Here is a 12026-nt window from a genome sequence, read left to right as displayed (position 1 = left end):
AACCGCGTGTCTGAAAACGACGGCATCTCAGGCGCAAGGCGCTGACCTGGGAACTTGCCGCACATTGGTCGCATTCCGGTGCCCACCCGCCGGACCTCGGTGCACCCGTCACGGCGGCACAAGCTCGCGACCAATTCCTCGAACTCGGTGCCGGTCATGGCATCCACCTCGGCGAAGGTTCGGCGGCCGTTCCCCCAGCTCGGTGCGGAGGCTGCCCACAGCGGACTCGGCCCACGCCAGAGTGTCGCGGCAGCTGTACGAGTTCGGCCCGTAGCTCGTCATCGCTGCGGGATCCGAGGACGAGAGGAACTGGCCGACGTTGTCATGCTCGGCGGGTCGGGCCTTCAGCCTGTCCGTGAGCTGGCTCGCAGTGGTCTTGAGCTCCCGCAGCACGCTGTCGGTCAGCGCGAACATCAATCGGAAGAGCTCTTTGCGCTTGGGCTCGAACCAGGAGTCCAGGTGGCCGACGACCTGCCGGTCGATCTCGCGGGCCTGGAGATAGACGTACGCGTACAGGTCGGTGAGGTGAGATTCTGCGGCCGTGCTGCTCCCTCGCAGCGCGCGGCGATCTGTACGCGGGGACGGCCGAGAGCGTCCAGCAGGTGGTGGGAGAGCGTCGTGCCGCCGCAGTACTGGGGCGTTCAATGTGCGTGCGCACGCAGGACTTCTGTACCGACTGCCGAAAGACCCCAAGATGGCGTACGCGCTCTCAGATCGCCGTAAGGCCAAGGGAGTTGTTGTTGGGTGGTCGGCCTCGGCGAGCTGAAGGGCTGGCGGATGTGTCCTCGATGGCTCTCACACACACTGGGTTCCCTCATGCCGAAAACTTGTACCCCTCTTTGCATAGGAGGGTGGTAGCTTCTCAGCCGTCTGTGGATCTTCGCAATAGGCAAGTCGGCCCGTGCAGGCTGCTATTGACATCGTGTCACCGACGCCGGTGGAGGCGCCGGTAAGGGGAGGGGACCATGAGAGTCAAGTCTGTTCAAATCAAGGTGGCCGCGGCCGGAACTGTCCTTGCTGCGGGTGCGGCGCTATTGTCCGGCGCCGCACCCGCACAGGCGGCCACCAACAACGTCACCGACAACTGTGATGTCCCATGGATCAGTTGCTCCTACGGTGATCTGTGGCTGTTCTACAACTCGAAGGCCATTGCCATCCAAAATGGCACTATCGAGTCGGCGTACACGACGTTCTACGGCAATGTGGACGACCACTGGGGCACCAGCGCATACCAGGGATCCTCGGAGACGACTTACCGGTATGTCTTCGGCAACGGCGGCAATGGCAACGGCCAGTACATGAAGAACAACGCGGCGTCTGTGCAGAACTGTGCCCCAGACGACAACTACCGCGTGTACTTCAACTCCGGCTACGGCGGCACTTCTCAGTACTTCGCGAAGAACGGGCCCTACGGAGACTGCGACATCACCGACCTGATCTCCGCTTTGAAGAACAACAACGCCTCATCTCACTTCTCATAGGAAGGAACACGCGTGAAGCACATCAAGCGGACCGCCACCGCCGTCGCCCTAGCCGCTTCAGCTCTCCTGGTCAGCGCCTGCTCCTCCAACACGAGCCCGCACACCACGCAGAATGCGGCTGACGGCAGACCGATCGTGAACAAGGAAAACTGGCCCAAAAATATACCCACCAGTGGCCTGACGAAGGGTCTGACCCTTCCGTTGGAGGCGTACATGGCCTCTTACGAGGACCAGGTCGCCGTCGAGCAAGCCGCCAGCGATCTTCAGCAGTCCTGTATGAAGGACTACGGCATTGACCTGACGCTGCCGCGAGCGGGCGCCAACCCGCCCCCCAGTGACAACGACGCCAACATCGAACGCCGTTATGGCATCACTGACCGGGCCGAGGCCGAGAAGTACGGCTACGAGCTCCCCCCCGCGCTGCAAGAGCACACCACGCAGACCATGCGTGACCTGTCCGGTGTCGAGGTCGAGGTGCTGACCGGCCACACCAAGCCTCAACCGCCCGAGAACCCCAAGGACGTCAAGGCCGGAGAGCCGCTCGCCGCCCCCGGCCAGGGCACCAAGCCCGCTCGGGCGGAATACAACGGGAAGAAGCTGAAGACGGGCGGCTGCATCGGCTGGTCCAAGGGCCAACTCGGCGTGCGGGAAACCGACCCGACGTTCGTGGCGCAGCTCGCCGGGGACAGCCTGATGCAGTCGATGAAGGACGACAAGGTCATCCAGGCCATCGCCGCGTGGTCTTCATGCATGGACGGCAAGGGACACTCAGGAATTGCCGATCCGTACAAGGCGATGGACCAAGGGGTCACCAGCGATGGGAAGCCGACGCCGGAATCCATCGCTCTGGCCGTCGACGACATCGACTGCAAGACGAAGACGGATCTGGTGAAGATCTGGTCCGGCGTGGAGGCCGTAATCCAGGACAAGCAGATCGCCGACAACCAGAGCCAACTGACCGGCATCAAGGAACAGCACGGCAAGGAAATCGCCGCCGCGCGCAAGCAGATGGCGGCTTCGACCCAGTGAAGGCTCGCGCAGTAGTGCCCGGACCACGCATGGTCCGGGCACTGTCCCTGATGGCGGCGTGCCTGCTGGCCGCCGGGTGTACGGACGCATCCGCTGACCGGACCCCCGTCTCTCAGCGGCCGGTGACTCCGAGCGCGGAACAGAACAGTCCGCAAGCGCGTCCATCACCTGTGCCTTCGGTGCACTCCGAAGGCCGCACCCGCGTCTTGGAGTACGGAGAACTGACCGTGCGTGCCACACCAGCAAGCAGCGGTGTGCGTACTGAGATCGAGGTAGCCAATACCTACGAGCGGAAGGCGACGTACTCGGTCCAGATCAGTATCGCTGACGGGAAGGGATGGACCGCGTACAACCGGTTCTGGCTTCAGGACGTCCCTCCGGGAAAAACCGGGCGGGATGTTGCGGTGATCGGCTCAAAAGCCATGGGTCCGGTTCCGCAGGTTCCGAGGGTTTACGTCGACCAGTTCACTCCCATCGTCGACCGGAAGTAGGAAAGGGAAAGCTACTGCTCCGAAGTCGACAACCACGGCGTCTACTTGCCCGCAGCGTCAACCACGAGTTCGTGGCCTCCTTGCCAACCGGGAGCAGCACCTGGCTGCCGGCGGCGTACGACACGGGCAGCCCCTTCCCGGCACCACGACGGGCAAGCCACCGCGCACTCCGGCGAGGGACGTCATCGCGTATGTGCCGCAGCATCCTCGGCACGGTGTGCTCACGGTGCCGTTCGCCCATCCATCACGGCAGCAAGCCGTATGCCTACGCGATCACAGTGACCGTCAACGGGGCGACCGATCCCGGATCGCCTCGGAGGGCGCTTAGCGCAATAGACCGGGATGCTGCCCCGAACGCCACGACGGGCACGAAGGTCAGCTCCGAGAGGCGCGACAACATTCCGGGTCAAGCCCATCGGTGTCCGCAATCACTGAGACAAAGAACAGGGAGATAAATGATAGCCCGTCATAGACGGCACTCGGTGACGGTCCTCGCCGTTACCGCGATCTTGTCGGGGCTGATCCAAGCCCAGACCGCCACCGCGAAATCCACGCCCAACCCTGCCCCCACAGCCTCCAAACCGGCGGTCACAGCCTCGAAAGGCGCCGTCAAGTCCCCAGACACCACCCTGGGCAAGGGCTGGAAGACCTCCGGCGACCGGGCCGTGACCAGCGCCGCCGACAGCGACGGACTGCATCTGCTCGTCGCGGACAGCAAGAACGCCTACGCGTGGAAGACGGTCACGGTGCTGAGTGAGCCGCAGCTTCCGGCCGACACCTGGATCGGCAACAGCTGTGTCATGGACGACCACCACGCGGCCGTCGTCTACGCTCCCCGCGCCTTCACCAACAAGCCGGACCTGATGATGGGCGGCGCGTTCACGGCGATCGTGAACCTTGACGACGGCAGCGTCACCAAGCTGCCGTTCACCGCGTCCCTGGCCTACTTCGACCCGAGCTGCAATCCGGCCACGCACACCGCCGCCTTCACCGCGCTCCGTGACGCCCAGACGCGCCTGGTCACGGTGGACACCAAGGGCGCCACCGTCGCCGACACCACGGCGAAGGGCGAGATCACCTCCGCCGTGCCCACCGGGGACGGGGTGATCGCGGCCGCCGGAAACCGGCTCGTCCACGTCGACCGCAAGGGCAAGACAGCCAAGCTCACCGCCACCCAACACGCCCCGTACGCCATCCATGTAACCAGTGACGGCACGGTCACCTACATTGATCGCACGGGCGACACCGACGCCAACGTACAGACGTACACGCGCGGTAGGAAGACGACCGTCGCGAGCGGCAAACTTACTGCGATGAGCCTGCGCCAGGGCACGGACGGCACCGTCTACCTCACGGGGAAGGCCAGTCGCGGCAAGAGCTTCGCGGCCAGTGGCATCAAGCAGTTGAACGTCTCGCCCGACGCGGACCTCTCCACCCGTGGACGTCTGGCCGTCGACCCGGTCGTCTCCCCGGCTGTGCAGGCAGGCGTTGCCAACATTGAGAACGCTGGACGCGGGTTCTCCGGCACCGCGACCAAGGAACCGGCGGCCAACGCGAAGCCGGACCACACCAGCCATGCTCTGACCGTCACCGGCTCGGTTCCGGGCACGGGCAGGCATACGAACCAGAAGGTCGCCGCGCCCGGCAGCACCGCGGGCAGCACGCCGTCGCCGGCGCTGACCGGCTCCCCGAAGCCGCAGATGTCCACGATGACCATGCTGACCACGGCCGACGACGACCCGCGGGCCCACGACCCGGTCGACACCGACGCCTGGTGCTCCGTGCCCCGCAACGACACCGCCACCCAGGCTCTTCAACCCACCCCGAACCAGGTCGAGTGGGCCGTGGACATGGCCGTCCGAGGCGACCTGCGCTCCGGCTACCTCACCCAGGGCGGCTGGCGCGCCCAGACCGGGCTCTCCACCATCGACCCGCAGGGCATGTTCCCCGCCCCCACGCTGAACGGCACCAGCGGCCGTATCCCCGCCCAGGTCGAACTGGGCATCCTCGCCCAGGAGTCCAACCTGTGGCAGGCCGAATCCGGCGCCATCCCGGGCCAGATGGGCAGCCCGCTCGCGGCCGTCGACGGGTACTACGGACACCAGACCGGCGGCACGCTCGCCGACTACTGGACGATCAACTGGGACAAGTCCGACTGCGGCTACGGCGTCGGCCAGGTCACCGACGGTATGCGCAAGGCCGGATACGAGAAGGAGGGCGAAACCTCCCTCCCGGTCAGCACGCAGCGCGCGGTCGCCGTCGACTACGCCACCAACATCGCCGCCTCGCTGCACATCCTCGCCGACAAGTGGAACGAGGTGCACGAGTCCGGCCAGACCATCACCGTGAACAACGACGACCCGGCCAAGCCCGAGAACTGGTTCGCCGCCGTGTGGAACTACAACCTCGGCTTCAACACAAAGGCGGACGAGGGCACCAACGGCAACTGGGGCCTGGGCTGGTACAACAACCCCGCCAACCCCGTTTATCCGGCATCCCGGCCAGCTTTCATGAACACGGATGTCGACCCGTTGGCCGCCAAGGACGCCGCCCAGCCACAGAAGTGGCCGTACGAGGAGAAGGTGATGGGATGGGCCGCCTGGTCCATCGACACCGGCCACTCCTACGCCACCTCGGGACGCCAGGACTGGCCCGGCGAGTCCGGCTTCTCCTCGGCCGGATTCCGCCCCGCCTACTGGAACGGCACGGCCGACCCCTACAACATCACGGGCAGCGCGAAATACAACCGGGCCCATGTCTCGCCGCCGCTGGACGCGTTCTGCAACGCGCAGAACGGCTGTGACGCGGCTAATCCGCCCAACTGCTCCGACGCCGCCTGCTACACCCCGTACTGGTGGAACGCCTCCAACGCCACCTGGAAGTCGACCTGTTCCGCGACCTGCGGCTTCGAGAGCATCAAGTACGTCACCCTGGTCAGTGAGCCCGGGCGTGGCTCTCGCCTCCAGTACGGCACACCCGTCTGCTCCGGCGCACCCTCCGGCGCGAAGGTCGTCGACTCCGATCCCGCTGGCGTCAACACCTGGAGCAGCTGCGGAACGACCAGTACCGACGGCTCGTTCCAGTTCACCTTCTACCCCGATCCGAACGCCACCGGCCCGGGCCTCGGCCAGTATGACGCCAAGGCCGACCTGCACCAGATCGGCGGCGGCTACCAGGGCCACTTCTGGTACGCGCACGCACGCGACTACGCACATCTGGGCGGCACCAGCGGGCGAATGACCGTCCTGGGAACCTGGAAGCTGAACGGCCCGGTCACCGAGAAGCAGGCCGAGGTGTTCGTCCACATCCCCGATACCGGAGCACAGACTCACGAAGCCATTTACAAGATCAACACGGCGTGGGGGGAGGCTCAGGTCCGTCTCGACCAGGACGCCAACGAATCCAACAAGTGGGTCTCTCTGGGTGCGTACCGGTTCAACGACAACACCCCGCAGGTCACCCTCTCGAACTCCTACGGCACCGGATCCGGCGACGACGACATCGCCTGGGACGCAGTTGCCTTCGTGCCCGGCGACTACGGCATCAGCAACGACCGTCCCGTGGACCTGACCCTGCCTGACCCGAACGAGAACAGCGCCAATCCCGACCTGCTCGACCAGCCGGTCAGCACCGAGGCGACCGGAGCCCTGAAGGAGGATGCCTCCAACCCGGCGCAGGACGGCAGCGTCGTGCCCTACGTCAGCAGTCATGGTGTGGCCCCCTGGTGCGACGACGGCAAGATCGTCGCTCGTGCCACCCGCACCATCGAATGCGAGACGCGCGTGGTTCCCTACTACCTGCGAGTGGACGGACAGGTGAAGGCCACCGCCTGGTTCCAGTTCCAGCGCACCATCGAACTGACCGGCACCAACTCCTTCACTGAACATCTCAGCGTGGCCGGGCAGGATATTCCGCCGGATTTCGCCATGATCCAGCTCGCGATCAACGAGCACCTGTGTGAATCCCCGTGCAAGCCCGTCGAGGCAAGCATGAGCGCATGGCAGGGAACTCCAACGTGGACAGCTGGTGACACCCACGAGGCGTCCATCACCTCGTCGTACACCTGGGACACCTCCGCCAGCGGGCAGACCTACTTCTTCCACCCGGACGTCAAGATCGACGGCGACGAGTACCCGTCGGACGACAGCATCCAATACCAGACCACCGGCTACCAGTGGAGTGCGAGCACATCGAGGGCGACCGACCTCGACACGGTCCGCTGCGACACCGTCGTCACGGTAGGCGGAGGCTGCGTCTTCTCCAACTACGCCCCCACCTACACGTTCAATGGGGCCAAGTATCCCCAGGCCGCCGCACATGCCTGGCTGATCCAGACCTTCTCGCCCAAGCACCCCGGGTCCAAGGCGACAGGTCAGCCCCTCTACTACCTGAGCGACACCAGCCAGAGGAACAAGAACCGGGGCCGCATGTGCCCGACCAGCTGGGCAGCCGACAACGGCGACCTCAGTGCCCTGGACGGGGCCGACGATTCGATTCTCAACTGCGACGAGTTCGCCTTCGGCGCCAGCTACAACAGCGGCGGCATGAGCACCAGCGAAGGAGGTCTCAATCCGGCCATCCCCGACGACAGCACCACCGGCGTACCGAATGGGCGGGCCTGTATCCAGACCTACGCCATCAAGGTCAACGGCACGATGCACCTGTACAACCTCAACGGCACGGTTCCCAGCTGGACCGAGGTCTGCGGGCGCTCCGCCATCTCCGACACGGACAATCAGCAGTCCATGTCGCCCTTCGGTGGATTCATCACCAAGATGCGCCTGATGGGCAAGGACGCCTACTGGCTCGACACCGCCACCTCCGGGGACTGCGGCACGCCCAGCGTCTCGACGTCCGTCAAGTGCACCCTGAAGGCAACCAACTGACACCCGGAATCTGACACAGCGCACGCGTGTGAGCCCGCCCCCAGGGGGCGGGCTCACACGCATTCCGACAACCAGATCTGCGCCTCAGCCGCAAGCAGTCACTCCTCGCCCCACCTGAGCGAACCCCTCTCCACCCGCGCAGGCCACCCACCCCAGCTGCCGCTCTCCAGGGCATCCGCGAACGAATCCAGTAGCGCCGCCAGCGACGGGGAAGCTTCGGCCGGAACAGAGCCCTCGCCATACTCCAGCGCAGGGAAGCCGGACGTCCCAGAAGCATCCACGGCGTATCCGTAGTACTGCCCCTCAAAGTCCTGGATGACAGGCACCCAGGAAGCGCTCCAGTAGCCGTCCAGGCCGTTCTTTTCCTCAGTCCGCCGCCACTTGGCGTACTCCTTAGCAATATCTGTGCATCCCAGAAGAATCTTTCCGTAGGGGAAGATCGCCGCATCCAGGTGACGGACAGGCACCACCCGCCCGTTGGGAAGGCTCCGCGTGGAGTCCTTTGCGGTGTTGCCGTTGTTCATCCGCAGCAACGCCTCAAGCACGTTGGGCACCTCGAACCCCAACGCCTCAGACAGACCCGCGATGTCCTCATCCGTCGCCGGCCCGCACAGCGTCTGCGCACTGCCCGGCGCATTCACCGTAAGCCAGTGGACTATCCGCCCCCACGCCGACTGCACTTCTTCTGTCTCGGACACTCCGGCTGCACCGCCTCAGTATTAATCAGAGCTACCAACAACACTGCACGCACCATCGGCATACCGCCCAGCGTGCTGCCCCCAGACGCTCATGGCCTCGCGACGGCGCTCTTTCGCGTGGCCTGACTATAGACGCGCATGAGACGGTGGTGCCCGGAGGAGTAGGACCCTTGGGCCATCGACCGGTCCGATGCAGCTGCGGGTACGGCATCACGCAGGCGTTCTGATGCCTGTGCGGGCATGTTCAGCGGTATCGCCGGCGCGGTGGCCACTGCGACAGCGACCGGCGCAAGGAACCGCCTTCTCAGCTTGACTCTGAAGCTCCTATAGATCGTCGCCGAGGGCGCCGTAGTGGTTCCAGAAGGCGAGTTCGGCGTCACGTACGCCGGCCCGCTCGAACTTGGCGGCGTAGCTGATGAGCGCGCCGGAGTTGCCCATCTCGGCGGGCGTGCCGTACTCCTCGATGGAGATCGGCCGCGGACTGATGCCGAGGCTCGACTCCAGGGACCGGTACGCGGAGACGTGCGCGGCGATGTCCTGGCTGCCCTGGAGCTCGTGCCAGGCGATGACGTCGGGGACGGTGCCGCTCGCCTTGGCGTCGGTGAGGAACGAGCTCATCCAGGACTGGTTCCACGCCGAGTAACTCGGACCCTGGACGGGGGTCGTGGCGTCCTTGGCGCGGACCTCCTTGAACGTGCGTGCCCAACCGGCGTTGAACGCGCCCGCGTTGGTGGTGTCCCAGGTCCAGTCGGGCTCGTTCCAGAGCTCGTACGCGCTGATGTTGGTGGCGCCGGAGGACTGTACCGAGGCGACCTGCTTGTCGACGGCGGACAGCCAGTCGGCCCAACTTTCCCAGTTGTAGGAGAAGTTCGGGTACCAGTCCGGCATGCGGACGACCACCTTGGCGCCGGCGCGGGCCGCCTTGGGCGCTACGACGAGCGCGTCGCCGGCGGGATTCGGCTCACCGTTGGGCAACTGGCTGCCGCCCGGGGCCATCTGCACGAACGTGTTCGGCTTGAGCGCCTGGACCACGCTGTCCGTGGGGGTGGTGTCGTCGGCGAGGCCGTAGAGGCTGCCCGTGCCGACGTGGGTGACCGGGCGCAGGGTCTGGTTGGCGTTGACCACCAGAGTGGTGGAGGAGGTGGGGGTGGCCTGGGCGGAGGTGCCCGTCAGGACGACGGCCGTGGTGGCCAGGGCCGTGGCGAGGGCGGCGGCGGTGGCGCGGCCGAGGGTGGCTCTGCGGCTGCGCTGGGAGCTCAGGTGTGACATCAGCGGCTCTCCTGAGTGCTGGAGGGGACGTGCTGGTGGCGGGGTGCGCCGGGGTGGGGCGGCTCGGGGGGATAGGCCGGACGGATCGCAGGGGACGTGAACCCTTGTGACGGGTGGCAGTCCTACGTGGTGGACGAGCGAGGCGGCGGAGCACGGCCCCGCCTGGCTGGTGGGCCGGGGGCGGTGGGCACGGGTGCTCAGTCCTTGACCGCGCCCGCGGTGACGCCGGCGGCCACGTAGCGCTGGGCGAGGACGAGCAGCACCGCGGCCGGCAGGGACGCGACGACGGCGGTGGCCATGATCGCGTTCCACTCCTGGTTGTTGTTGCCGATGTAGTGGTAGATGCCGAGGGTGATCGGCCGCCAGTCGCCGCCGCCGTCGAGGGTGTTGGCGAAGACGAAGTCGGACCAGGCCCACAGGAAGCTGAAGAGCGAGACCGTGACGATGGCGTTGCGGCTCACCGGCAGGACGACGGACCGGAAGGTGCGCCAGGTGCCGGCACCGTCGATGCGGGCCGCGGCGATGAGTTCGCCGGGGATGCCCGACATGAACGCCGTGAAGATCATGACGCCGAAGGGCACGGCGATGGTCGAGTCCGCGATGATCAGACACCACCAGGAGTTGAGCAGGCCGAGGTCGAGGAAGATGCCGTAGAAGCCCATCGCCATGACGATCCCGGGAATCATCTGGGCGACCAGCAGCACCAGACCGAGGAACCCTCCGCCGAAAGGCCGGAGCTTGGCCAGCGCGAAGCCGGCCGGGGCGGCGAGGACCAGGGTGAGGACGACCGTGCCCAGACCGATGAGCAGGCTGGTGCCGAGGTAGGGCATCTGGTCGTTGAGCACCGCGCGGTAGCCCTCGAAGGTGGGGTGCAGCGGCAGCAGATCGGGTGGGCTCTTGCGCATGTCCTGCTGCGGGGTGAGGGACACGTTGATCATCCAGTACACCGGGAACAGCATCACGGCGGTGAGCACGAGCCCGATGACGGTGTAACGGCGGGATCCGGTACGCGACTTCACGCTTCCTGCCTCCTCTGGACGCGGATGTACAGCAGCCCGAAGACGAGGGCGATGAGGATGAGGATGTTGCCGACGGCCGCGCCCGGGCCGAACTTCGGCAGCAGCGTGCCGAATCCGAGCTGGTAGGACCAGGTGGGCGGGCAGAGCGTCGGCGAGGGTGGCGAAGCACCGCTGGTCGCGCCAGGCGTCGCGGTCGCCGACGACGAACAGGCGGCGCTTGGCGCGGCTGACGGCGACGCTGAGGAGGTTGGGTCGCGAAGGGGCCCAGGCCCGGGCCCAGGCGCGGGCGCCGGGGCGGCGCGGGTCGGTGCTGAGGACGAGGATCACGACGTCGGCCTCCTTGCCCTGGGTGGTGTGGATGGTGCCGACCCGGTTGGCGGGCAACAGATCCCGGCAGGTCTTACGCGCACCGGCGACGACCGCGCGCAGCGACAGGTGGCTCCCGGCGCGGATCTGGACGATGCGGCGGGCCTGCTGGCGTTGCTCGCTTACGGGGGTGAACCTGCGTTCGCGCGCCGGAGCCGACGCCGGTGAACTGACGAGGACCGTGACCGCCGCACTGGACTCGCTGCGGCCCGCGAGTTGATCACCTGACGCGGCGGTCATAACCACCTGGCGCGACCACCACCCGCCAACTTTCTACCTCCATACCAAAGCCCACTGGACACGCTCCCCCTACGCCGACACCGCCCTCGCCCTATGCGCGGCGACCACAGCAGCGGGCGCCCTCTGGATGGCGCTCAGCGGGGGTTCCTGACCGACTCGCGCAACGGGATAAGCTCAGGTCCTTTCGCCGTAGGCTCGCACGAAGATCGCGCGGAAGGTTCAAAGCGGTAGCGGCTCAGGCCCTTCGTGAGCGGGGCCTGAACGGTTGATCCGTTCGTTCCAGGCGGTTGGTCTACGGGCTGGAGCTGCCGGCGCCTGAGTCGGTGAACTGGACCCTCGGCCGGCTCATACTGTGGAGCAACGAGCTCCTGCACACCCTGGTCGGCGACGGCTTCGCCAACCAGCAGCACGCCGCAGCGTTCCTGTGGTGGGCCAAGGACCAGCCCGGAGGGCTGGGGCAGCCGCCACGCCGAGGGCGATCTTGGGCAGGCTCATATCGTCCGGTCACGCAAGCTCGTACAGGCCGGTCGGGCAGTGCACGCGAGAG

7 protein-coding genes and 1 pseudogene are annotated in these 12026 nt (G+C 66.3%); 4 read left to right on the top strand and 4 right to left on the bottom strand.

Annotation, left to right across the window (positions count from 1 at the left end; all coding sequences use genetic code 11):
- Positions 1-80: 80 nt before the first annotated feature.
- Positions 81-188: pseudogene (locus ACGFWE_RS05540) on the bottom strand (restriction endonuclease); the annotation flags it as partial.
- Positions 189-965: 777 nt separating this feature from the next.
- Between ACGFWE_RS05540 and ACGFWE_RS05535 the strand changes: the two are divergent.
- From ACGFWE_RS05535 to ACGFWE_RS05520, 4 genes are all read left to right on the top strand, one after another.
- Positions 966-1481, top strand: a complete 516-nt coding sequence (locus ACGFWE_RS05535; RefSeq protein ID WP_393598041.1) for a hypothetical protein — start codon at positions 966-968, stop codon at positions 1479-1481.
- 12 nt (positions 1482-1493) lie between these two features.
- Positions 1494-2510, top strand: coding sequence for a hypothetical protein (locus tag ACGFWE_RS05530; RefSeq protein ID WP_393598039.1), 1017 nt, complete (start codon positions 1494-1496; stop codon positions 2508-2510).
- 254 nt (positions 2511-2764) lie between these two features.
- Positions 2765-3001 carry a hypothetical protein gene (locus ACGFWE_RS05525; protein ID WP_393598037.1) on the top strand — a complete coding sequence of 79 codons (237 nt, stop codon included), beginning with the start codon at positions 2765-2767 and terminating at the stop codon, positions 2999-3001.
- Between the two features lie 455 nt (positions 3002-3456).
- Positions 3457-7887, top strand: coding sequence for a Tat pathway signal protein (locus ACGFWE_RS05520; protein ID WP_393598035.1), 4431 nt, complete (start codon positions 3457-3459; stop codon positions 7885-7887).
- Between the two features lie 98 nt (positions 7888-7985).
- Here ACGFWE_RS05520 and ACGFWE_RS05515 read toward each other — a convergent pair whose 3' ends face one another.
- The 3 genes from ACGFWE_RS05515 to ACGFWE_RS05505 all read right to left on the bottom strand — a co-directional run bounded on the left by ACGFWE_RS05515 (position 7986) and on the right by ACGFWE_RS05505 (position 10873).
- Complete coding sequence (locus tag ACGFWE_RS05515) at positions 7986-8585, bottom strand: SMI1/KNR4 family protein (RefSeq protein ID WP_393598033.1); 600 nt, start codon at positions 8583-8585, stop codon at positions 7986-7988.
- 324 nt (positions 8586-8909) lie between these two features.
- Positions 8910-9854 carry a hypothetical protein gene (locus tag ACGFWE_RS05510; protein ID WP_393598031.1) on the bottom strand — a complete coding sequence of 315 codons (945 nt, stop codon included), beginning with the start codon at positions 9852-9854 and terminating at the stop codon, positions 8910-8912.
- A gap of 197 nt (positions 9855-10051) precedes the next feature.
- Positions 10052-10873, bottom strand: coding sequence for a carbohydrate ABC transporter permease (locus ACGFWE_RS05505; protein WP_393598938.1), 822 nt, complete (start codon positions 10871-10873; stop codon positions 10052-10054).
- Positions 10874-12026: the final 1153 nt, after the last annotated feature.

This window comes from Streptomyces sp. NPDC048523, assembly GCF_043199815.1.
GTDB lineage: Bacteria > Actinomycetota > Actinomycetes > Streptomycetales > Streptomycetaceae > Streptomyces.
The sequence above is the reverse complement of the archived record's forward strand: the minus strand, read 5'-3'. Positions and strand labels throughout refer to the sequence as shown.

What these genes read in the sequence shown, in the direction of transcription:
- ACGFWE_RS05535 (WP_393598041.1), top strand. Translation starts at nt 966, where the DNA reads ATGAGAGTCAAGTCTGTTCAAATCAAGGTGGCCGCGGCCGGAACTGTC.
- ACGFWE_RS05520 (WP_393598035.1), top strand. Translation starts at nt 3,457, where the DNA reads ATGATAGCCCGTCATAGACGGCACTCGGTGACGGTCCTCGCCGTTACC.
- ACGFWE_RS05510 (WP_393598031.1), bottom strand. Translation starts at nt 9,854, where the DNA reads ATGTCACACCTGAGCTCCCAGCGCAGCCGCAGAGCCACCCTCGGCCGC.